This is a genomic window from Flavobacterium sp. SLB02 (assembly GCF_009664855.1).
Lineage (GTDB): Bacteria > Bacteroidota > Bacteroidia > Flavobacteriales > Flavobacteriaceae > Flavobacterium.
The window spans coordinates 2,468,383-2,492,482 of sequence record NZ_CP045928.1 but is presented as its reverse complement, the minus strand read 5'-3'; the positions used below and the strand labels follow the sequence as shown (position 1 = coordinate 2,492,482).

Genomic DNA, 24,100 nt, shown 5'->3' with positions numbered 1-24,100 from the left:
AAAATGAAAACAATACAACTATATAAGGCTATATTGATTGTTGCAATGGTTTTGATTGCAGGATCTTGTACAAATTTTGAAGATTTAGCCGATGATCCAAACAAAGCGACAAGCGTTCCTCCGTCGATGCTTTTAACAGAGGTTTTAAGAGTAATGAATAATGTAGATGACGAAGGGCCTTGGTCAGGTGCGCAAAGGGACAACCAGTTCTGGGCAATTTCATTTGATTACTACGGAGAACAAGATTACAATTGGGGTTCAGGGCCTTTGCGTTATACGACTTTATCTAATGTTATGGCAATGGAAAAAGAAGCTGCAAAATTGGATTCCAAGAATAAATATGGCGCATTAGCTAAATTTTTCAAGGCTTATTTCTTCGACTATATGTCAAAAAGAATGGGAGACATTCCAATGTCAGACGCATTAAAAGCAAATAGCAGCACGCCAGTAACTCAGCCAAAATACGATACTCAGAAAGACGTATACATCGAAGTTTTAAAACTCCTAAACGATGCTAATGATCAAATTACAGCAGCAAAGGCTGAAGTAGGAACCGGTATTGTCGAAGGTGATTTTTTATACAACGGAGATCTTGACAAATGGCAAAAAGCAATCAATGTTTTTCATTTAAGAGTATTAATCAGCTTAAGCAAAAAAACAGCAGATATAAATGTTACCAGTGAGTTGAAGCAAATGATCGAAAATCCGTCAAAATATCCTTTAATGACAGGAATTGAGGACAATATGAAACGAAATTTTTCGGATGAAAACCTGAACAATTTTCCTTTTAATCCAGGAAACTTTGGTCGTAACCGAAACAGAAATGTTATGGCCGGAACTTATTTGAATATTCTAAAAGCGAATAATGATCCCAGAATATACAAAGTTGCCGATCCTGCTGCTTTTTATTTTAACAGTGCAGATCCTCTAAATATGAATGCTTATATAGCTGCGAATACAGGAGATGAGCAAGGACCAATGCAGGTAGCATCAGATCAGGGAAAATTGTCTTATCCTAACGAAAAAAGATATTACAGCTCTTATGTTGGGGAAGCCTATACTTTAATTGGTTACGCAGAGCAGCAGTTTATCATTGCTGAAGCGATAAACAGAGGATGGATCGCCGGTGATGCCGCTGATTTTTACAACAAAGGAATAAAAGCATCTATGGATTTTTATGCCGTGAGCAGTGCAGATATTACAACTTTTTTAGCCAGCCCAAATATTGTTTATAAAGGAAATAATGCAAACGGTTTAGAACAAATCTTAACGCAAAAGTACGTAGCCTTTTTTCAAAATTCTGAAAGAGAAGCTTACTTCAATTTCAGAAGAACAGGAATTCCTGCTTTTAATGTGGGGCCGGCGAATAAAAACGGAGGAAAAATCCCGATGAGATGGAAATATTCTCAGGGAGAATTTGACAACAATTCCGAAAATGTAAAAGCCGCATTAGCCCGACAATATGGAGGTACAGATGATATTAACGCTGTAATGTGGCTTCTAAAATAATAGCAGAATGAAACATACCCAAAATACAATCATGATCATAGCGATATTCTCGCTATGGTCTTGTTTTTCTCAGAATAAGAAAGAATTTCAGGCTGTAAAACATGTTGTAGTCATTGGTTTTGACGGTTTAAGCCCTAACGGAATTGAAAATGCCAATACCCCAAATTTTCATAAATTAATGAAAGAAGGTGCTTCGACTATGCACGCAAGAGCGGTATTGCCATCGAGCTCGAGTACCAATTGGGCTACGATGATTATGGGCGCAGGACCGGAACAACACGGAATAACGTCTAACGATTGGGAGAAAAATAATTTTGTTCTTCCTACAGTTGTGCAGGGCGAAGATTTTCTTTTTCCAACCATTTTTAAATTGATTCACGATCAGAAAAAAAATGCCGAAATAGGCGCAATTTATCATTGGTCAGGTTTTGGACGACTTTTCGAAAAAAGCGCTGTTAACTACGATATTAATACGGAAACAGAAGAAAAAACGGCACTTGCAGCCAGCAATTATATAAAATCGAAACAACCTGTTTTTACCTTCATACACTTTGATCACGTCGATCATGCGGGACACGAATATGGTCATGGAAGCCCTGAATATTACAAATCAGTAGAAAAAGCAGACGTTTTATTGGGCGAGGTTTTGCAGGCAATAACAAGCTCAGCAATGGCCAATGAAACCGTAGTAATTGTAAGTGCAGATCATGGGGGTTTAGGTAAAGGTCATGGCGGAGAATCGCTGCAGGAAGTCGAGATTCCGTTTATTGTCTGGGGAAAATCAGTGAAGAAAAATTATACGATCGAATTTCCTGTTTACCAATATGATAATGCCGCAACTGTAGCTTTTGCTCTAGGTTTAAAAATGCCAATGGCTTGTATTGGGCGACCTGTTAAAAATGCTTTTGAGGGATATAATCAAAAAGACAATTATCCGCTTATAAAAAGATTTAAAGAACCTGTAATTCTACCCACAGCCGTTTTAAGCAAAAGGGCAGGCGGTTTATTTACCGGTCAGGCCGAAGTGATCATCGAAAACCCAAGCGGTGAAGGAGAAATTCGATACACTACAGACGGATCAATGCCTACAGGAAAATCTCTTTTGTACAAAAACTCTTTTAAAACCCTTAAAAATACAGTGGTAAAAAGCGCCATTTTCAAAAACGGAAGTATTGTAAGTTTGGTAAGTGAGGCTTTTTTCAGAGTGATTCCGGCTGGTTTTTCCGCTCCGGTTTCTTATGAGATATTCTATTTATCCAATTTAAGCAGTATCCCATTTTTAGACAATTTGAGTCCTAACGAAAAAGGAAATTGTTTCGAAATAGGTTCCGAAGAAATCAACCAGAAGATCAGGGATAATACTGTTGTAAGGTTTAAAACCACAATAACTATCGAAAAAGAAGGAACGTATAAGTTTTATACCCGATCAGATGATGGCAGTATTTTAAAACTTAACAATGAGGTTGTTGCCAATAATGACGGTGATCATGGCATAATCGAAAAGTCAGGCGAAATGAAGCTGAAACCAGGAAATTATCCTCTGGAAGTTGTTTGGTTTAATGGCGGAGGCGGAGGCTGGTTAGATGTTTATTATGAAACAGCAGGAATAGCCAAACAAATTATTCCGCCCTCGATTTTTAAGCCATAAATGCGCCTTTAGGTACTAAATATTGGTAGAAAACCGGAACAGAAATAGATTTAGCGTGCCATAGGTACGCAACTAACGGCACAAGTCGAAGCTAATATTTCAAATTATAAAAAAGAGAATTATAAAAAAGGAAATCTGCTCAATCTGCTCAATTTGCGAGAAAAGACTATATGTTAAATGTCCTATTGCAGAACTAACAAAGAGCAATTATAAACAATAATAAAAAGGATCAAATTCGATTAAATGAATAATCTCAATACCAATAAAAAAACAGAAGGTGATATAAACCTAACGTCACAAAGAACGCTCTGGAATGCCTCTGAAAATGACGACCAAACAAAGCATTTGTTAGAAAAAGACGCGCGTTATTTTTTGCATCAGGCCATGTCGACTCCATGTTTAGACGTTTTAGAATCCTGCAAAGGAGCTTCTATAAAAAACATTGCCGGAAAAACCTATCTGGATTTTCACGGAAACAACGTACACCAAATTGGGTATGCAAACCCCAAATTGATCGAAAATCTTATTGAGCAGTTACAAACACTTCCTTTTTCTCCAAGACGATTTACCAATAAACCCGCAATTGATTTTGCCGAAAAATTGGCTTCGTTATGTCCGTCAAATCTAAATCGCGTATTGCTGACTCCCAACGGAAGTTCTGCCATAGGCATTGCGCTTAAACTGGCCAGGGCGGTGACTAAAAAGTTTAAGGTAGTTTCGTTTTGGGATTCTTTTCACGGAGCTTCTTTAGATGCCGTAAGTGTAGGAGGAGAATCTGTTTTTAGAGAATACATGGGACCAATGATGCCGGGCGTAGAACGTATTCCTCCGCCAACAAGTTATCGTGGTATTTTCGAAAATAACGAAAAAAAGTGTTTAGAATATTTAGAATATGTTTTTTCTAAAGAAAATGATATAGGTGCTTTTATCGCCGAAACCATAAGAAATACCGATGTTCAGATTCCGTCGAAAAACTTCTGGAAAGAAGCCAGAAGATTGTGTTCACAATACGGCGTTTTATTGATTTTAGACGAAATCCCGATCGCATTAGGCAGAACAGGAAAAATGTTTGCCTTTGAACATTATAATATTGAGCCTGATATTCTATGCATTGGCAAAGGTTTAGGCGGCGGTATTATACCCCAAGCAGCGATTTTGACCAGAGACGATTATAATGTTTTTGGTGACATTTCTCTGGGACATTATACGCATGAAAAAAGTCCGCTTGGATCTGTTGCAGCTTTAACCACCATTCAATTTATAGAAGACGAAGATCTTTTGCAAAAGGTAAATAAAGACGCTCTTTTTATGGAAGAATCACTGCAAAAACTCAAAGAGAAATATACAGTTATTGGCGATGTAAGAGGAAAAGGCCTTTTGTGGGCAGTAGAATTAGTAAAAGACAGAACAACTAAAGAAAAAGCGATAGACGAAGCAGAAAAAGTAATGTACGGATGTTTGAAAAGAGGATTGAGTTTTAAAGTATCTGCAGGTAATGTTTTGCAATTATCACCTGCTCTAACCATTACAAGAGAAGAACTTCAAACGGCATTAAATATACTCGAAGAAAGTCTGAAGGAACTTTTATTTGAAGCTTAAAAAAAATGATTTAATGATTAAAAAATAAATAAAATGAAAAAACTAATTGTAACAGCGTTATGTGTTTTTAGTGCTTTAGGAGCAGAAGCACAGCAAAAAAAAGCGGTAAAGAATCCCAAAATAGTACTCATTACTTTAGATGGTTTTCGCTGGCAGGAATTATTTAGCGGAGCTGACAGCAAGTTAATTATAAAAAAGTATGCAGAAGATACCACAGCAGTAAAAGAAAAATTTTGGAGAAACACGCCTCAGGAAAGAAGATCTGCTTTAATGCCTTTTTTCTGGAATCAGGTTACCAAAATGGGACAATTGCATGGTAACAGAACCTTAGGCAGTAATGTAAATCTGACCAATACAATGTGGTTTTCTTATCCGGGTTACAATGAGATTTTGACCGGATCGGCTGATGATAAACAAATTAACAGTAATGATAAATTCAACAATCCTAATACTACAGTTTTAGAGAAAATCAATATGCTTTCTAAATATAAAGGTAAAGTTGCCGCTTTTGGGAGCTGGGATGTTTTTCCGTTTATTATTAATAAAGAACGTTCTGGAATACCTGTAAATGCCGGTTTTGAAACGGTAAAAGGAAATAAGCTTTCAGATAGGGAAGTGTTTTTAAATGAGCTGCAGCCAAAAGTACCTTCACCGTGGGATTCTGTTCGATTTGATGCTTTTACTTCAAATTATGCATTAGAATACATGAAAAGAGAACATCCGGAACTGGTTTACATCTCTTACGGAGAAACAGATGATTTTGCACATGATGGCAATTATCAGGCGTATTTAAAATCAGCAAATACTGCTGATAGATTAATTGAAGATTTATGGAAATTTACCCAAAAAGATTCTTTTTATAAAGACAATACTATTTTTATTATTTCGACAGATCACGGCCGCGGAACAGAACCATTAGAACAATGGAGGGATCATGGTTCTAAAGTAAACGGAGCAGATCAGGTTTGGTTAGTTGTGTTTGGGAATGGTGTTCAGGCAATTGGAGAAGCAACAGCAAAAGAACAGCTTTACAGTAATCAAATTGCGCCAACGATATTGCAGTTTTTTAATACTGCAAAGGATGCTCAAATGAAAGGTCAGCCATTAGAAATCCTTAAAAAATAATTCAAATGGAGCGTAAAAAGTCAAATATACCTTTTGTTTTGAATGCGTCTGTGGCTTCTTTTGGGGTATATTTTTGTATGTATGCTTTTAGAAAGCCTTTTACAGTCGCTACATTCGAAGGTTTAGAAGTCTTTCATATCGATTATAAAATACTTTTAATAATTGCTCAGGTAATTGGTTATGTGATTTCTAAGTTCATAGGAATCAAAATAATTTCAGAACTTAAAGCAAACCAAAGAATATTTTATTTGTTGTGTTTAATAGGCATTGCCGAAATCGCTTTGGTACTTTTTGCTTTAGTCCCAAAACCGTATAATATACTTTTTATGTTTCTTAACGGAGTGCCGTTAGGAATGATTTGGGGAATTGTTTTTTCGTATCTCGAAGGAAGAAAATTTACCGAAATATTAGGCGTTGCCCTAAGTACGAGTTTTATTGTTTCGAGCGGAGTAGTAAAATCAGCCGGTTTTTTTGTGATGGATTCTTTGCATTTTTCTGAGTTTTGGATGCCGGCCATTACAGGTCTTTTATTTGTGGGACCTTTATTGTTTTTTGCCTGGATGTTAGAAAGAATTCCAAAACCATCGACAGAAGATATTGCTTTGCGTTCAGAGCGTATACCAATGACGAATAAAGATAGAAAAAAGGTCTTGTTGCAGTATTTATTTCCTATCACGATTTGGGTTTTGTTTTATACCTATCTCACTGCTTTCAGGGATTTCAGGGATAATTTTGCCCGCGAATTATGGGATAGTATTGGTTATAAAGACGATATAGGAGTTTATACCAGTTCAGAAATTATAGTGGCTTTTATTGTATTATTGGTTTTAGGAGCGGCATTCTATTTTCGAGACAATATGAAAGCATTATTTTTTTATCAGATATTGCTTTTATTGGGTTCAGCCTCTATTGGTGTTTCTACTTTTTTATTTCATACGCAAAATATTAGTCCGTTTAGCTGGATGGTGGTGTCCGGTTTTGGTTTATACATTTGTTATGTTCCTTTTAATTGTTTGTTTTTCGATCGCTTTATAGCAGCTTTTAAAATAAAAGGAAACGCAGGATTTTTTATTTACATCGCCGATGCCTTTGGATATTTAGGAAGTGTTGCCGTACTGTTGTACAAAAACTTTGGGCAGCCCAATTTGTCCTGGTTAGATTTTTTTATGGATGGCGCGTACTTAATTGCCATTATGGGAATCCTTGTAACGGTAAGTTCTATGATTTACCTAAACAGAAAAAAGAAGAAAATTAAAAAACAAAATATAAATTATCAATTCGTTTTAAATGAAAACACAATATGATTTAATCGTTATAGGCGGCGGTATTCTGGGAACTTTTCATGCCTACCATGCCTTAAAAGCAGGAATGAAAGTTGCCGTTATCGAAAAAGACAAAATGCCTAAAAGTGCTACAATTCAAAACTTTGGGCAGGTAGTACCTTCCGGAATGGATTCGAAATGGCAAACTTACGGTAGAGAAAGTTTGGCGATTTATAAAGAAATACAAAGTCAGTTTGATATTTCTGTCAGACAAAACGGCTCGGTTTATTTGGCTTCAAATGATGAGGAAGTACAGCTTATCGAAGAGTTGGCTCAGATTAATAAAGCCAATAATTATGCTTCGGTTTTATTCAATAAAAAAGAATGCCTGGATAAATATCCGGGATTAAATGCTGCTTATGTAAAAGTAGGATTGTTTTTTCCGGAAGAAGTTACGGTCGAGCCCAGAACAATGATCTACAGGCTTCAGGAATATATGAGTAAGCATTTGGGGTTAAAATTAATCACCAATACAACGATTTTAAATTGTGAGAATTTACCGAATGGAGTTGTTTTAGAAAGCGCATCAAAGGATAATTATTTTGCCAAAAAAGTAATTATTTGCAACGGCAATGACTTTAAAAACTTATATCCTGAAGTGTTTTCTAAAAGTGATCTGGAGGTTTCAAAATTACAAATGCTGCAAACCAAGCCTCAGAAGAATTATAAACTAGACGGATCAATTTTGACAGGATTGTCTATCAGGCGTTATGAATCTTTTTATGAATGTGCTTCTTTTAAAGATATTAAATCGAAAGAAGATCCCAACTCTTTAGAAAAAAAATGGGGTGTACATATTCTCTTTAAACAAGCAGCAGACGGATCGGTTATTTTAGGAGATTCACATCAATATGCATCGGCAGAAAATATCGATGATTTAGGTTTTAATCTTGATATGGATATTGACAATTTCATGATCGAAGAAGCCAAAAAAATTATCGATTTGCCTACTTATGAAATTCAAAACAGATGGTTTGGTATGTATTCTCAGTGTAAGACCAAAGATGTTTTTGAACATACAATAGGCGAAAACATTCATATTATAACAGGAATAGGAGGAAAGGGAATGACCGGAAGTGCCGGTTTTTCAAAAGAAAATATAATTAAAATCTTTAATAAATAAGAATGAAGCAAGAAATACAACTGGTAGTATTTGATATGGCCGGAACAACTGTAGATGAAGGAAATGTAGTGTATAAAACAGTTCAAAAAGTAATTAATGATGAAGGTTATGCCGTATCATTAAACGAAGTTTTGAATTACGGAGCCGGTAAGGAAAAATACCAGGCGATTTTTGATGTTCTAACAAATTGTACTGATTCTGATACTGTTGAAGCAACAGCTCAAAAAGCATTTTCTAATTTTAAGCCTGCACTGGAAACGGCTTATGCCAATTTAGCTGTAAAAAGCTTTGAAGGTACAGAAACGCTGTTTAATGATTTAAGAAATAATAACATCAAAGTCGTTTTAAATACGGGATATGATTGTATTACCGCCAATAATTTGCTTACAAAATTAGGGTGGTCAGTAGGCGAAACCATTGATGCTATGGTAACATCTGATGACGTTGAAAATGGACGTCCTGACGGAGATATGATTTTGAAAGCGATGGAAATTACCGGAATAAAAGATCCTGAAAAAGTACTGAAAGTAGGCGATTCTGCAATTGATATTGAGGAAGGAAAAAGTGCCAATTGCGGTATGACGGCAGGAGTTTTGACAGGCGCACAAACCAGAGAACAAATTCAGGATGCAAATCCTACTATTATATTAAATAGTTTGACAGAATTAAGAGCGATACTCTTGTAGAAATAAGTTGTTGTTTTTTTACTCCTCCTTGTTACCCTTGATGAGGAGGAGTTTTTTGTTTTAAAAAAGAATTAGGAAAGACAGTAAATAAAAAAGCAATAAATTTTAAGAAGATTTTTTATTGACTTCGGCAAAGAATTGCTAACTCAAAAAGAATCTAATTCAAAACCTTTGCGACTTAGCGTCTTTGCTAGATTAAATCATGAAAATTTTTTTAGCAGCGAGAAATTTGCTTGCAAAGGCGCAGAGATGCAAAGCTTTTTATTAATAATTCAAGCTATAAAAAGAGAACTTAAAAAAGTTAGAATTTATTCTGTTTGTGTATTAAAAAAGAAATATAAAACTAACATCTTGGCGGTGGCTTGACTTCGGTTTATAGGAACATGGGGAATCCTTCCATCAAAAAATATCGAGTCACCTTCTTTTATTAATACTTCATCATCTCCAATAATATAAACACATTCTCCAGAGAGCATATACTTGTATTCAAAAGCATCTGTTTCGACTTTTTCCCTTTTAGAATCGGGTTTTACTTCCAGCAAAACGGCTTCAAAACCAATGGATGAAAGCTGTTTTCCAAAAATATACTGATAGGTAAATCCTTTTGCATCGTCTTCTTTTTCTATAATAGAATTATCTTCAGCGCGGGAAACAATATAGTTTTCTCCGGTAGGTTTTGGCATTCCTTCAAAGAAATCAGAAACCTCAATTTCTAAGGCATTGATAATATTCAATAAAACAGGAAGCGATGGTATGGTTCTTCCATTTTCAATTCGGGATATCAAACCATTACTCACATTAGCTGCATTCGCTACTGTGCTGATTGTTTTTTTGTTCTTTTTCCTAATATCCTTTATTCTTTTTCCTATCCCAATTAAGTAGTCGTTCATTCCAAATGGTATTTATTACGAATATGCAAATTTAACTTGAGATAAAAAAGAAGTTTTTATATCAAAAGTTGATAAAGTGGTTTGCCCTATAGTTTAGCTCCGGGATAATTAATTTGAAAAAAGCCTATCTCATTAGAAATAGGCTTTAAGATAGTTATTCGTATTGTACAAGATACCAGCTATTTTGTATAAAATTTGAAATGATTGGAATATTTTCAAATTAATAAAGAACAAAAAGCAGCTTGCATCTTAATTTAATGTCTGAATTTATTTCGATTCAGGCATAAAAAGATCATCTGAATTTTCAGTAATCGGAATGTATAGTCTTTCCCAAACATCACTGTCTACCATATCCCAGCTGTGACCTTTTCCTTTAAGATCTTCGGCAAGTAATACTACACCTGGCTCTATAATAAAAGTACTTCCGTCAGAAACCTTAAATCTGATTTTGCCTTTTACGGTTATTACATATTGTTTTCTTGGTGCCGGATGCGCATTTTTTTCCCATTCTTCTGTTTTATTGCTATACCAGAAAGAAGCCGTATTCATGTGCTTTAACGACGGAATAGTACCTTTTTCGAATGCACATGTACCGTCAGGATTATTCATAAGACGGTAAGCAGTAATTTCAGGTTCTTTTTCCATCACTTTTACTGAAACTTTTTTGTGTTCTTGTGCGTTATTGCTGGTTACTGACATAATAGCCAAAATTAGGATAAATCCTTTTACTAAGTTTTTCATTTTTGATATTAATTTAAAAGTACTATTGTTTATTGATTGTATACTGAATCGTGAACCATCATTTTATTAAAAAATGGTTTGTATTTGGCTACCAAAGCCAGATGTCCGTCAAGCTTTCCGTAGGTTTCTAAGTCTTCAAGAGAATCAAATTCCATAGAAGCATTGTAGGTAAAAGAATTGTCCATTACAGGTCGTGGCGTTGAGTTTGCAGGTCCGCCATAACGTACATTTTTTACGTAAGGCAGTTTTTTAAGTCCTTCAAAAAAGTTCTCAAAATCCTTTATCTGAGCCGGCGTAAGTTCAGGCTTAAGCCAAAATAACAGATAGTGAAAATAAACTGTTTTAGTTTTTGAGGCTGTTTCATTTACAGGATTTGCCAATACATTTTCCCCGACAAGCGCTAGTGCTCCTGCACTGGCTGATGTGATAATAAAATTTCTTCGTTTCATAATAATAGATTTTTAATTAAAGTCGATTCTGTATTTTAAAACAAACTGCCATTTTCGGTCTGATACATCAGCCTGACCAAGATTATTCAAAGCGTAGATTGGACGATTTTGGGCATCAACAGTCAGCCTTGACGACATACCATTCATTAGTAATGATACACCAGCATCATAAGTCAAAGCTTTGTCATGAAGACCATCAAGATCAGAAAGCATGACACTTGCCGCAGGCTGTAACTGCAGATTGTTTTTGTCTTTGTTGAAGTAGGGTAGTGTACCGCCAATTTGTACATAATATGTATTACCGGTTCCTATTACAGGTGAGTTATTACCAGCTCCGTTAAGGCTGCTTTCAGCTGTATTTACACCGCTTGCAGGATTACTCACACCGGAATAGCGTACATAGTTAGGACCATAATTATTATTCATAGCCATGGCATAAGCACTAAAAGAGGTACCGCGTTCTTTGTTGATTGGCGTATCATAGAAAAGGTCAACGGCAAAGCTTTTTTCATCATCATTGATAGTTGTTTTTGTTTCATCTAAGTGCCATAATGCATTGTGCATGTATTCGAATCCCGCTCCTAACGCAAGTACTTTCTTTTTACCACTATACGTTCCGGAATGGAATGGTGAAGAGTTGTTTTCTGATTCGAAAAACTCATATTTAAAATAACCGGAATAGTCTTTATTAGGATGCGTTTTACTAAAGGTTGCAACATTATACTGCGGATCAGCGCTAACGTTGGTATAAGGATCTGCAATCACCAAACGATAATCCAACTTACCTATTTGTCCTTTTGCATAAACACTTAACTCTCTTACTGTTTCATCAGATATACCGGCATTTCCGGTAGCATAAGAAGGTAAATCGTATAATAATGTGTTTAAAGGTCCTGTAGTAAACCTCGATAATCCTCTCCAGGTAGATCGTCCGGCACCGGCAGCTATAATATCATTAAATTTATATTCTGCGTAAGCATCCAAAAGTTCAAGAGCCGGTGTTGTTTTAGAAGCTACGTTTACATTCGTTAAACCTCCTTGTAGAATAAAAGTAAATTTTTCTGTAGGCTGATAAGCCATTTTTACCCTTACTCTGCGCAATGATAAGTCTGATATACTGTTTACCTGTTCGCCGTTTACCAGACTTCCGGGGTTAAGCTCTGCGTAACGTGCCCATAATTCAGCATAACCGCTAAATGATATCGAGCGTGTTTTTTCGTCGTTTAGATAATGTGTAAGTGTAGGGTTTCCAAAATCGTTCTTTTTTTGGGCACTTACCGTGTTGATTAACCCTGTTAGCAGAGAAAAACATATCCCAATTTTTAAATAACCTGTTTTCATTTTAGTTAAAATTTACATTTTGTTTAGTAGCAATCGCTACTTGTTTTTGACATGACAAAGGTAGATTCAGCGTAGGCTTTGGGTTATTAGAAAAGTATTAGAAAGGCTTTAGAATGTTATTAGAAAACGGGCTGTTTTTAAATTAAATAATTGATAATCAATAATTTTTTAGTGCAGGGATAAGCAAGGCACAGCTATCGGCCTTTTAGAAAAAGAAAATATTGTCGTAAATTTGATTCGGATTTAAAAATGAAATAGATACAAATGAAGATCTTAATAGTGGAGGACAACAGTCGGGTTTCAGCATTGCTTAAACGCGGACTCGAAAGTCAGGGGTATCAGGTATATATTGCAGAAGAAGCAGAAGAAGGACTTATACTTTTAGAGAAAATTGATTTTGAATTGATTATCACAGATATTATGCTGGCCGGAATGGATGGTATTGCTTTTTGTAAAAAGATTCGTCATTCAGGAATAAGAATCCCTATTATTATGCTGACTGCTTTGGGAACTATCGACGAAAAAATTGAAGGTTTTGATGCCGGAGCCGATGATTATTTAGTTAAACCTTTCGAAATACGGGAGTTGTATGCAAGAGTTAAGGCTTTGCTTCATCGTAAAAAGGATACAGTAAGTAATTTAGAAGAAACGACTCAAATTACCTACAATACCCTTGTAATGGACAAACGCACGAAAGTTATTTACAGAGAAGGGGTAACTATTAACCTCACTCCAAAAGAGTTTAATTTACTGCACTTTATGATGCAGAATCCCGAGAGGCTTCTTACAAGAGATGAAATTGCTGATAATGTCTGGGGGAATAATTTTGATACCGGAACCAATTATATCGACGTTTATATTGCTTATTTGAGAAAAAAAATTGACAAAGGTTTCGAGCAGAAACTAATTCATACTAAAGTGGGTATGGGATTTATTTTAAGCAATAAGATATGAAATTAGTAACCCGTACCGCTCTGGCTTATGCTATTTTAACTGCTTTTATTCTTTTTGTTTTTGCGTATAGCGTTTATTTTGTATCTGAAAAAAACAGAAAAGATGAATTTTTTGACCGTCTTGATTATAAAATAACCTGGCGCGCCGAGTTTATATTTGATGCTCAAATCGATAAAGAACTTATAAAATTCCTGCACACCAAAAACAAGAAAGTACTTAACGAGGCCGATATAAGTGTTTATGACAGTAACTTTAATCTTTATTTTTCTGATAATATGCCGCCGCTGGGTAGTAAAAAAATATTGCACTCTATAAAAAAGAATCGATACCTAAACTGGTCTGATGATAAATACCAATACAGGGGTATTTTGTACACAGATAATAACAGGGAATTTTATATCGTTGGAAGAGCAACAGATGTAACCGGCCTCAATCATATTAATGCTTTTAAGGAGAATTTACTTTATGTCTATTTTACTTCTATTGTTTTGATCTTTATAATTGGTTTTGGATTTTCCTATTACACATTACAACCATTAAAAGATATTATTTTTCAAATTAGAGATATATCTGAGCATAATCTTAATAAGCGAATCATTGTACCAAAAGCGAAGGACGAACTTTATGAGCTCACTCAGACCTTTAATGCTACTTTTAACCGATTAGAGAAATCCTTTAATAATCATCGAAATTTTGTAACGACCATATCGCATGAATTCCGTACACCGCTTTCTATTTTAATTGCCGAAATTGAACTCGGAAAAGAACTTAACCGAACCATTGATGACTATAAAGTATCATTAGATAATGCTTTAAAAGAAGCAAATCATGTTTCTCAGCTTTCTACGGCACTTCTTGATTTTGCCCGTGCCAATTATGACCGATCTCAAATAAAGATGTCGGATATTCGAATAGATGAGGTTTTGGTAGATGCCAAACTAAATCTATTAAATAAAAAAGATGTAAAATACAGGATAGGTATAAGTTATACGAATCTGGATGATAATGATGCGAATTTCTACAATTACTTTGGTAATCCGTATTTACTGCAAATCGCTTTTTCGAATATTATGGAAAACGCCTGTAAATATTCTGCAGACCATGCCTGTCACGTCGACATAAATGCTTCTGCAGATAAAATTATCCTCACTTTTTCTGATAACGGAATTGGTATTCCTGAAGGAGATCTGGAACAGATCTACAATTTATTCTACCGCGGAAAAAACAAAAACTACGAAATAGGTTATGGTGTTGGATTATCAGTTGTAAAACAGATCATAAGCCTGCATAACGCCTTAATTGATGTTACTTCTGTTGTGGGGAAAGGAACAACATTTACAGTTACGCTGCACGTATAATCTTTTTAGTGATCACGAACAAGAAATCTGTAAATAGTTTGAGAACTAAAGGTTTCCTTAGGTCGTAAAACAGTATTTGGAAAAGCAGGTGTATTGATGGAGTTGGGGTAATGTTGTGTTTCGAGGCAGAATGCGCCATTTTTGGTATAAGGAACACCGTTGCGTCCTTTTACTTTTTCGTTTAACCAGTTTCCGGAATAAAATACAACTCCAGGCTCAGTCGTATACACTTCTAATACTCTTCCGCTTAATGGTTCGAAAGCTTTTGCTGCCAGGGCTAATTTACCGGTTTGGTTTCGCAAAGCAAAAGTCACATCGTAACCATTAGTATATTGCTGTACTTTTTCTATGTCCTTGCCAATAGTTTTAGGCGAAGTAAAATCGAATGGCATTTCTTTTACAGTCAGAATCTTTCCGGTTGGCATGCTGCCGTCTCCGTATTCCAAAAATTGATCAGCGAGAACGGTTAGTTCTGTATTTAGTGTTTTAGTCTCTTTTCCGCCCGAAAGATTAAAATAGGTGTGATTCGTTAATACAAGCGGAGTGGCTTTATCTGTAGTTGCTTTATAATCAATAACCACATCATTATTATTTTTGAGTGTAAAAGTTACCGAGACTGCTAAATTCCCCGGAAAACCTTCCTCGCCATCTTTACTAAAGTAAGTCATTTCAACAGAAAGTTCATTCTTTTTTGATATTTCTTTGGATTTCCAAATACGTTTGTCAAAACCATTAACACCTCCGTGAATATCAGAAGATAATGTGTATTCGTGTCCGTCAAGTGTGAATTTTTTGTTTGCAATTCGGTTAGCAACGCGACCAACTGTAGAACCCATCAACGAGTTTTCTTTACCCGCATAATGAGCAATTGAATCGAAACCCAGTACCACACTGCTCATTTTACCATATTTATCCGCCGTTACAATATTGGTAATTGCAGCGCCGTAAGTAAGAAGCTGAACCTGCATTCCTGTTTTATTTTGCAGAGTATACTCGAAAACATCCTGTCCCTGAACCTGTCCGATTTTCTCTTTAGTAATAAAAGATTTCTTAGCTAACTTCGTATTTTGAGAAAATGCATTCTCAGTTACCAGGAATGCCAGAGCTAAAAAAGATAAGTAGACAGTGATTTGAAATTTGTTCATGATGTTTTGTGGTATTTGTTATTCATTTTAATGACAAGGTTTTGGCTTACTTGTGATTACGCCATATTCTTTGCCAATAAAGCTTTGGATATAAGTTGATTATTTTTGTTTTGATAAACTGTAATGATCTTCAAGAAAGGCGAATCGCGCTAATATTTCGAGCATTCCGCCATGCTCTACTAAATTATAGACACCGTCGTTTGCAGCAAATAATCCTTTTTCATTTTTGTTTTCTTTCAGGATATTATCCAGACACTTTTTGAATCCTGAAATGTATTTTAAATCTTTATTATATTTTAAAAGATGCTGATAACCGCGCAATAAAACAGCATTAAACCAGTAACCGTCTCTAAATTTGTCGCCTCCGTAAAAATAAAGCAAAGAAGCGTCTGCTATTTCATTTGCTTTTTTTAGGTATTTTTTATCCCCTGTTATTTCATACAAATATACATTAGACTGGAGCATTGTTCCTGTGTTGTATGAATACATCGTTTTCCCTATACTGCCATCTTTTACTTTTATATTATCATAAAATAAGCCTGTAGGAGTTTGTAACTTTTCATTTGTCCAATTGTAAATCTTCAATGCATTATCAAGGTATACTATTTTCTTTGTTGCTTTATACATTTTAAGAGCCACTATAATTCCGGGCCCATTTGAGCAGGTATTTTTAGTTTCGAAATCATTTTCCCGCCAGTACAATCCACCGCCTAATTTTGAGTCTGATGCTGTCATCATAAAATCATACATCGATTTTCCTAAATCAAAATACTCTTTCTTCCCGTTCCTTTCATAAATATCCAAAGCAGTTATTCCAATCCATTGGTTGTCATCGTAATATCTTTGGCCTTGGCTTAGTTTTACAATATATTCTCCATATCCCGGTTTAGGAGGTGCCGGATCGTAGTAAGGCTGCATACTTTTTACGATGTTATCTACTAAATTAGCTTTTTTATCTACTTCTTCAATTTCATTTGTAGCTTCAAACATGGCACATAGCGCCCATAGCCAGCTATATTCTCTTTTATGACCAAATTTCGTTTCTCTTTTAGCAGGATCTAAATCAACAAAGTAATAATCGGAAACCGGATCATGAAAATTTTTCTCAATGGCAGAGTGGAGCTGCTCCATTTCTTCTTTGTAAAAATTACTTTTCGAATTGGTAGTCTTTTTTATTTCTGAAAAACTTGAAAACAATACTATTGTTGCAATAAGTACTAAACTCTTTTTTTGATTAGTCATAATCTGTAAATATTTGTGGTTATTTATTATTTGAGGTGAATGGTTAGCTATTTTGAAACTTACAAAGCAAATTCACTAAAACGTTTTAGTATTTTGAAATTAAAAATACAGATTGCTATTATTTTTACCAATATTGTTTCTAAATCGGTTTTTTAGTATTTATCTTTTAATGAAGCAGGGGATTGGTGAACGAAGATTACACATTTACAATCCATTAGAATATAATGTGTTATTATACTAGCAAAAAGCCTTTTAGAATTTAATCTAAAAGGCTTTATATAAAAGTCTGAAACCAAACTTTGGTATTATGATTCGAGATACAACTTAAGGTTTTTGATATCATCGTTTACGATTTTCTCAAAGTAAGGGTTGAGCAGTTTCGCTGCACCTTCACCCGCCAATCCTAGTGGAGCGCGATATGAAATAGTTATGTCTATTTCTGTATTTTTTCCGTTGGCTTTAAAGATTACTTTTCCGAAGTTTTTAACCGAAGCATCTGCAAGAGATTGCCAGCTTAGAAGTTTTTCTTTTTGATCTTTGATGATTTCTGCGTTCCATGTAAGCTTTCCAATACCTCCCGGACCTTTTGCAGTCCACTCAGATTTAGTTTCGCTTATTGTTTTAACCGATTCTAAGTGATTCATGAATTTAGGCAGATTTTCGAGATTGCGCCAAAAAGCATATACTTCACTGATGGGTTTGTTGATTACGGCGCTTGTTCTGATGTTCACATTCGAAGGTTTGTCGTTTTTTAAATGATCTACCGCACTGTAAACCGGGCAGTACCCGCTAATCCCTCTGGCAAGCATTGCGCCGCCGGAACTGATTTTAGCGATACTTTTATTTTCCTGCGAAAGTCCTTTGTATAAAAGGTAAGATCCGCTGGTAATCATTAATATTCTCTCCAATGTTGAAACATTGGCTATGCTGTTAGATGCTGATTGAGTTCCCATATTGTATGTTTTTATAATTAAATATCTTAAGATTACGCGTTTTGTTTTTTACTTATTTTCGAAAATTAATCGGTTGCAAAATTTTCAGATTCGCTGTAATTCTCATCAAAGTTCTCTTCCGGATTATTGGTCTCCTCTTCCTCCTGAGAGTCCTGATTTAGATCATGGTTATCTTCACTATTAAAGTTTTCAGGTTGCAACTGATTTTGTAAATCCTGCATTAAATTACGATCTCCCGGATGGTAATTTTTGTTGTCGTCTGTTATCATATCAGTGTGTTTAAAATGTATTAATTCAGATTCTTATCGCTGCCATAAGATTAGGTTCTGTATATCAGATCTTATGGCTAATTCAAAATTAAGAACAACAGGATTATTTGTTCTTATAGAATTTTAAGTAAGAGTTCTTTAATTATCAGGGATTTATAAAAAGTAAAAAATCCCATTTCGTTTAGAAACAGGATTTTAGTTTTTATGTCCGCTATGAACTATTAGTAAAGTTCTGTATTGTTGGTGGTATTTAAAAAATGGTTAACTAATTTGTTTTTGAAATTTAATATTAAAAAACATAACCAAATCCGAGGTTTAGGTAAATGGGTCTCAATCCAAAAGTAATGGTTTCGAAATCAGATTTAAATATATCATTTAATCCCCAGGTTAAATTTGCAAATACATTTAAGTGGGTGGAGGCATTCCAATTGCTTCCAACTTCTAAACCATAAGAGAATTTTCTTAATTCATTTGAAAAATCATAAGTAGCAGTTTTATCTCCGCTAAAAACAACTTTATTACCTGTTGGACCACCTTCTCTAAGATAACCGTCGTATACATAACCGGAAAAATCTTTTTCTATTAGTAAAGAGTAAAAAGTTCCCAGCGAAAATTCCCATTTCTCATTTAAAGCATATGTGGCCAATATTGGAATAGTTATATAAGAATTGTCAACCTGAGTGTTTACACCTCCAGTCCAGTTACCTGCTACAGTTTCTCCATTTTCGCCAATAATCTCCATGCCGTAATTCTTAACATCTGAATCTGTTTCCATTGCTTTATTTTCAAGTCTAATACCCGTTTTAATTCCCCAGGATTTCTTCTCTTTTCCAAACCAGTATGTAGCACTTCCTTCCACACTAAAATTTAGCTTTGGATTGAATTTATTAATTTTTCTAATTTCTGCCGGTAATGGCATTGGAGTAAAACCTCCTATATTGATACCTGTTCGTATTTGAAAAACGATGCTGTCCTGATGTATTTTAAGATTCTGTGTACTATTTTCCTGTGCATTTGAAATTCTACAGTTTCCAAAAAAGAGAACCAGAAAAACTAAAAAATTTAATTTTACCATTTTATCTATTTTATTCATGAATTATTTCTATTTCGTCAAGTAACAAAGTACTTCCTTCGGAGCCAGCAAAAGTATCTCCATCAATGCTAGAAGTAAATACTAATGTTATACTGTATTTTCCATCTTCCAGTTTTTGTTGATCAATTGCCCAATTATTGCTAAAAACAAAAGGGATATGAAATGAAGTCCATTCTTCAGTTTCAATTCTTGCTTCAGGAGAAATACGTGCAATTGCTATAATATTTTCATGAGTAAATTTATTTGTCCCATCCAAATATTTAAGATTAGAATCTGTTTCAAAAAATATTGCGTAACAATCCCAGGTATCTTTTTTATTAGGGTTCTCAGTGTTTCCTTCTTTGTATACATTTCCTGCTTTATACTTAAAAAAACCTTTTACAGCATAAGGCACAAATTCGACTGGCATTCCTAAACGTAAACTTTTTAGCGGATTGATAATAGAGCTTGCTAAATCAAATTCTCCCATAAAGATATTTCCGGCAGCCAGTGGTTTACCCATAGTTGCACCTAGAGCTCCTGTAGAACGGGTTATTAATTTTACTCCCTGACCTTCTTTACCTGCAGTTAATCTCGATGTTGGATAATCATCAGCATTTGAGGCTGTTCCGGTTAAACTAAAGCCAGCGTTTCCACTTGCCCAATCCATTATGTTTTGATTTTCCTGATTTATTTCATAAAAAACATCAAATTTATTATTCTCGGTACGTACGTGCTCAAAACTATATTTAGATCCTATCGCAGAAGTTATGTATTGAACTTCGTATGTTTTTTGAGAATGACCATCTTCTGATGTTACGGTATAGAATTGAGGGTTTGTAAAATCTAATGTTGTTCCGCTTTTTGGTGAAATTGTAGCGCCTGGTGATAAGGTAAAAACAGGAGCTTGCGATGTTAAATCAGCAAAAGCTTTAACAAATATCTGGATGCGTTCATTTTGAATAATTGGATCTTTTTTAAGAATCTCACTATCGACTTCACAAGATACAATATCAGCTTCAGCGTTAGGAAGCTCATCTTTTATGCAGGAAAAACAAAATAAGCAACTAATTATAATAAAAAAGTAAAAGAAAGATTTCATAGTGTTACATGTAAAAGTTATGGTTTTTTTAAATCCGAAAAATCAAGATGCTCATTAAAGGCAGACTTAACTTTTTCTATAACTAGTGTATTTTTAATACTAAATTCAGATTTTAAAACGATGTCCTTACTAGACTTTCCAATTAAAACGTTATAAGTTCCTGCATCAGCTATCCATTGGCTTTTTTCGGTATAAAAAGAAGCAATTTCTTTTGGCCCTATTGATAATTGTATAATCTCTGATTCTCCAGGCTGTAAAAGTTTTGTCTTTCCAAAATCAACTAATACTTTAGCAGGTTTATCTATAGTTCCTTTGGGAGCTACTATATATAATTGAACAATTTCTTTGCCGGCTACTTTTCCGTTGTTGGTAATTTTTACAGAAACCTTGACATTATCTTTAAACTCCTGTTTATCTAATTTTAATTCACTATAATTAAAAGTGGTATATGATAAACCAAATCCAAACGGATAGGCAGTTTCGATATTAAAGCTATCGTAATAACGGTAACCTACATAAATTCCTTCTGTATATCGTATGTCCCGATGATCTGAAGCTTCAGAGGCAAAGAAACTTACAGCAGAAGCAACATCACTATAAGACTTAGGAAAAGTTGCAGTAGTTTTGGCAGAAGGATTTACTTTACCACTAACAATGTCTGCTAATGCATTTCCTCCTTCGGTGCCTGAAAACCAGGTTACTAAAATCGCATCAACTTTATCACTCCAGGATGTATTCATAACACTTCCTATATTCATGACAACAATGACTTTTTTATTTTGTTTTTTATAGACATTTGAAACACGATTTAATAATGATTCTTCTTCTTTATTTAAGTTGTATTCAGTGTCAACATTTAGATCTTGCTCTTCTGCAGAATTACGTCCAAAAGTTAGAATTGCCACATCAGTATTAGCTGCAGCATCGGCTAATTCTTTATCTGTAATATTTAGTTGTTCTATGACACCCAATGGAGCCAATACATTAAGTTTAGCTCGGCGCTCAATATCTTTTTTTTCTTCTTCTTCTACATATGGAACATATTTGTCAAGCAGAGGTTTGTACAGATTAAATTTAGCATTTTGTAAGCCTTTGTATATTGGCACATTATAAGCTGTTGCCACTTCACTGCTGCCTGTACCTCCCACAACCAAATGATAGGATCCTACGCCAAATGTTGCAATACGTGTATTTGAAACTAGAGGAAGTGTATTATCGTTTCTCAGCATCACAGTTCCTTCTGCAGCAATCTTACGAGACAAACTTTTGTGTGCTTCTAAATTTGGTGCATCACTATACTTATATTTTAGTGGAGTTGGAGATTTAGAAACCAGACGCAAAACATTTCGTACTGCAAAGTCTAAGTCTTTTTTTGAAAGCTTTCCAGATTTTACATCTTCTAATGCGGCTTTTAATTGAATCTTGGAACCCGGCATAATTAAATCATTTCCGGATCGAATTTGAGCAGACACATCGTTAGATTGATTTCCAGCGCGAATAATCTCCACGCTAGGAAAACCAGAGTACCAATCTGTCATAACAAGTCCTTTAAAGCCCCATTCTTCACGTAAAAGCTGATAATTTAGATCTCGTCTTTCACTTGTGTATATGTTATTTATTTTGTTATAGGAAGTCATAATAGTCCAGGGTTGTGCACCTTTAACTGCAATTTCAAAAGGTCTTAAATATAACTCTCTTAACGCGCGTTCGCTAACTAATGAGTTACTAAATAGACGATTATGTTCAGCATTATTAGCAGCATAATGTTTTAGAGATGTGCCAATACCAAGTTCCTGAACGGCATTGATTAAATTCATTGCTATAACACCTGATAACACAGGGTCTTCAGAAAAATACTCGAAATTTCTTCCTCCCAGAGGATTGCGATGTATATTAACGCCAGGAGCTAATAATACATCAATTCCATATTCTTTGGCCTCAGTTCCTAAAGCTTTACCTATTTCTCTTGCAAGTTCTTTATTCCATGTAGATCCTAAAACAGTCTCTGATGGAAATGCAGTAGCATAAAAAGTCTTTTTGGTTCCTTCGCGTATAGGATTGATACGAATTCCCGAAGGCCCGTCGCAAACAATAATGTCCGGAATTCCTAACCGTTTTACATCATGCGTTTGTCCTCCAGCTCCGGGAACCCTTCCGTCTATTACACCCAGGTTTCCAACATTGTCCATTCCTCTTCCAATAACTAAAGAAACTTTTTCCTCATCGGTGAGCTTTAATAATAGTTGATCTATTTCGGCATCTGTATATAAAAAGGCTGTTTTAGAAGATTTAGAATTTGTTTTTTTCTGTGCCATAGTTTGCTGTGTGTAGCATAATAATATTAGTAATAAAAATAAACAAGATAGATTTTTCATGATTTTCAGGATTTTAGATTTAGAAAAAATGAATATTAAAAGAGATTTGTAGTGGGGTAAATCAAATTTAATTTATCTAATTAAAAATTTCAATACGTATTTTCACGTATTATGATACAAGACTATTTATAGCTAATTCCCGTAATATGAAAAACTTCAGGTTTATTTGAATAGACAAAATAAATCTAATCATATATTTCTTCCAAAGTCATTACTCTGTTTGTAAGAGCATATAAAATAACTCCAATAAAGTTTTTGGAATTAGTTTTATTCATAAGATTTCTTTTATGCACCTCTACAGTGCGTAAGCTAATGTGTAACTCTTCTGCAATTTCTTTTGCACAAAGTTCCTTTGCCGCCAGTTTTATGATGTATTTTTCCCGAAGAGAAATGTATGCTACATCATTAAAATTAAACTTCCCCTGAACAAAAAGTTTGAATTTTTTTAAAAAACCTTCGGGATCATGATTTTCATCAAATACAATATGCGGACCAATAAAAATTTCTTTAGCTGTTCGTATCAATAATTTTTTAGTCTTATCAAACTTTTTAAGCTCATTTGAATTTGAACTGATAAGCATGTTTTTTTCTTGATCAAATAAATTAAAAATGACTATCCGTATGTCTGGAAAATATTCTTTTAACTGTCCATAAAAGGCAACAGTAATGCAATGAATTAAAGCATGGCTTGCAAAGAGTACATCTACGGGATTTTCATGTAAATCATCTAATAATTTTTCAGGGCAGTTTACTTTAAATGTTACCTGAACCGGCTCAGGCCAAAATGTGGTGCAAGAAAGCCCTTGTGCCAGAAATTTGTAATCTTCTGTAATTCCAACTTTAATCATCCTTAAATAATAAAAATTAATAAAAAAGATTAATAATATTATAAATGTAGTAAAATATCTATAAAATAAATAACATTTTATTAGCTTTTTATAAATCGATCTTGTAATAGAGTTGTTAATTTTATTAATTAATTTGAATCTATTTTCCTTGTAAATATTTCTTCATTATCTAGTCAAATTGGTTTAATTTTAAGTTTGTAGAGCATATCTTATTTATGCTATAAATTTAAAAACAAGCAGAATTTGAAACTGAAAGATTACAAATACGATATATCATTCAAAACTCTATATTATTTTGAGTTGAATGTATTTATAGATAAAAGTTGGTTAACATTAATAAAAAAAAACA

The 24,100-nt window shown here is 34.4% G+C and carries 21 protein-coding genes; 9 read left to right on the top strand and 12 right to left on the bottom strand.

Annotated elements, in window-relative coordinates:
* The first annotated feature begins 3 nt into the window (after positions 1–3).
* From GIY83_RS09400 to GIY83_RS09370, 7 genes are all read left to right on the top strand, one after another.
* On the top strand, positions 4–1,509 hold the full coding sequence (locus tag GIY83_RS09400) for a SusD/RagB family nutrient-binding outer membrane lipoprotein (protein ID WP_208686558.1): 1,506 nt from the start codon (positions 4–6) through the stop codon (positions 1,507–1,509).
* A 7-nt stretch (positions 1,510–1,516) separates the two neighbouring features.
* Positions 1,517–3,157 (top strand): alkaline phosphatase family protein, encoded by a 1,641-nt coding sequence (locus GIY83_RS09395; protein ID WP_229029266.1) that lies wholly within the window; start codon positions 1,517–1,519, stop codon positions 3,155–3,157.
* Positions 3,158–3,400: 243 nt separating this feature from the next.
* Positions 3,401–4,756: an aspartate aminotransferase family protein gene (locus GIY83_RS09390; protein WP_208686556.1), complete on the top strand. Its 1,356-nt coding sequence runs from the start codon at positions 3,401–3,403 to the stop codon at positions 4,754–4,756.
* A 33-nt stretch (positions 4,757–4,789) separates the two neighbouring features.
* Positions 4,790–5,881, top strand: coding sequence for an alkaline phosphatase family protein (locus GIY83_RS09385; RefSeq protein ID WP_208686554.1), 1,092 nt, complete (start codon positions 4,790–4,792; stop codon positions 5,879–5,881).
* Between the two features lie 5 nt (positions 5,882–5,886).
* Positions 5,887–7,185 (top strand): DUF5690 family protein, encoded by a 1,299-nt coding sequence (locus tag GIY83_RS09380; RefSeq protein WP_208686552.1) that lies wholly within the window; start codon positions 5,887–5,889, stop codon positions 7,183–7,185.
* Entirely contained in the window at positions 7,169–8,326 is a 1,158-nt protein-coding gene (locus GIY83_RS09375) for a TIGR03364 family FAD-dependent oxidoreductase (protein WP_208686550.1), read from the top strand. Before GIY83_RS09380 ends, GIY83_RS09375 begins: the two co-directional genes overlap by 17 nt.
* A gap of 2 nt (positions 8,327–8,328) precedes the next feature.
* A complete protein-coding gene (locus GIY83_RS09370) occupies positions 8,329–9,012 on the top strand; it encodes a phosphonatase-like hydrolase (protein ID WP_194614797.1) in 684 nt (227 codons plus the stop codon).
* 308 nt (positions 9,013–9,320) lie between these two features.
* On the opposite strand, the gene GIY83_RS09365 is transcribed toward GIY83_RS09370, so the two are convergent.
* From GIY83_RS09365 to GIY83_RS09350, 4 genes are all read right to left on the bottom strand, one after another.
* Complete coding sequence (locus GIY83_RS09365; RefSeq protein WP_208686548.1) at positions 9,321–9,902, bottom strand: XRE family transcriptional regulator; 582 nt, start codon at positions 9,900–9,902, stop codon at positions 9,321–9,323.
* Between the two features lie 267 nt (positions 9,903–10,169).
* On the bottom strand, positions 10,170–10,643 hold the full coding sequence (locus GIY83_RS09360; RefSeq protein WP_208686546.1) for a hypothetical protein: 474 nt from the start codon (positions 10,641–10,643) through the stop codon (positions 10,170–10,172).
* 29 nt (positions 10,644–10,672) lie between these two features.
* Positions 10,673–11,092 (bottom strand): Dabb family protein, encoded by a 420-nt coding sequence (locus tag GIY83_RS09355; protein WP_208686544.1) that lies wholly within the window; start codon positions 11,090–11,092, stop codon positions 10,673–10,675.
* Between the two features lie 12 nt (positions 11,093–11,104).
* Complete coding sequence (locus GIY83_RS09350; protein WP_208686542.1) at positions 11,105–12,433, bottom strand: hypothetical protein; 1,329 nt, start codon at positions 12,431–12,433, stop codon at positions 11,105–11,107.
* Positions 12,434–12,697: 264 nt separating this feature from the next.
* Between GIY83_RS09350 and GIY83_RS09345 the strand changes: the two genes are divergently transcribed.
* Positions 12,698–13,387 (top strand): response regulator transcription factor, encoded by a 690-nt coding sequence (locus GIY83_RS09345; protein WP_208686540.1) that lies wholly within the window; start codon positions 12,698–12,700, stop codon positions 13,385–13,387.
* Positions 13,384–14,745 carry a HAMP domain-containing sensor histidine kinase gene (locus GIY83_RS09340; RefSeq protein ID WP_208686538.1) on the top strand — a complete coding sequence of 454 codons (1,362 nt, stop codon included), beginning with the start codon at positions 13,384–13,386 and terminating at the stop codon, positions 14,743–14,745. Before GIY83_RS09345 ends, GIY83_RS09340 begins: the two co-directional genes overlap by 4 nt.
* A 5-nt stretch (positions 14,746–14,750) precedes the next feature.
* On the opposite strand, the gene GIY83_RS09335 is transcribed toward GIY83_RS09340, so the two are convergent.
* The 8 genes from GIY83_RS09335 to GIY83_RS09300 all read right to left on the bottom strand — a co-directional run bounded on the left by GIY83_RS09335 (position 14,751) and on the right by GIY83_RS09300 (position 23,751).
* Positions 14,751–15,890, bottom strand: coding sequence for an aldose epimerase family protein (locus GIY83_RS09335; protein ID WP_208686536.1), 1,140 nt, complete (start codon positions 15,888–15,890; stop codon positions 14,751–14,753).
* Positions 15,891–15,989: 99 nt separating this feature from the next.
* Positions 15,990–17,132, bottom strand: coding sequence for a glycoside hydrolase family 76 protein (locus GIY83_RS09330; protein WP_208686534.1), 1,143 nt, complete (start codon positions 17,130–17,132; stop codon positions 15,990–15,992).
* A gap of 305 nt (positions 17,133–17,437) precedes the next feature.
* Positions 17,438–18,085, bottom strand: coding sequence for an SRPBCC family protein (locus tag GIY83_RS09325; protein ID WP_208686532.1), 648 nt, complete (start codon positions 18,083–18,085; stop codon positions 17,438–17,440).
* A gap of 65 nt (positions 18,086–18,150) precedes the next feature.
* Positions 18,151–18,354, bottom strand: coding sequence for a hypothetical protein (locus GIY83_RS09320; RefSeq protein ID WP_194614794.1), 204 nt, complete (start codon positions 18,352–18,354; stop codon positions 18,151–18,153).
* A gap of 289 nt (positions 18,355–18,643) precedes the next feature.
* Entirely contained in the window at positions 18,644–19,447 is an 804-nt protein-coding gene (locus tag GIY83_RS09315) for a porin family protein (protein ID WP_229029264.1), read from the bottom strand.
* Positions 19,440–20,528 (bottom strand): PCMD domain-containing protein, encoded by a 1,089-nt coding sequence (locus tag GIY83_RS09310; RefSeq protein ID WP_208686530.1) that lies wholly within the window; start codon positions 20,526–20,528, stop codon positions 19,440–19,442. The genes GIY83_RS09315 and GIY83_RS09310 overlap by 8 nt, the downstream gene beginning before the upstream one ends.
* A gap of 17 nt (positions 20,529–20,545) precedes the next feature.
* Positions 20,546–22,903 (bottom strand): glycoside hydrolase family 3 N-terminal domain-containing protein, encoded by a 2,358-nt coding sequence (locus GIY83_RS09305; protein WP_208686528.1) that lies wholly within the window; start codon positions 22,901–22,903, stop codon positions 20,546–20,548.
* 185 nt (positions 22,904–23,088) lie between these two features.
* Complete coding sequence (locus GIY83_RS09300) at positions 23,089–23,751, bottom strand: response regulator transcription factor (RefSeq protein WP_208686526.1); 663 nt, start codon at positions 23,749–23,751, stop codon at positions 23,089–23,091.
* Positions 23,752–24,100: the final 349 nt, after the last annotated feature.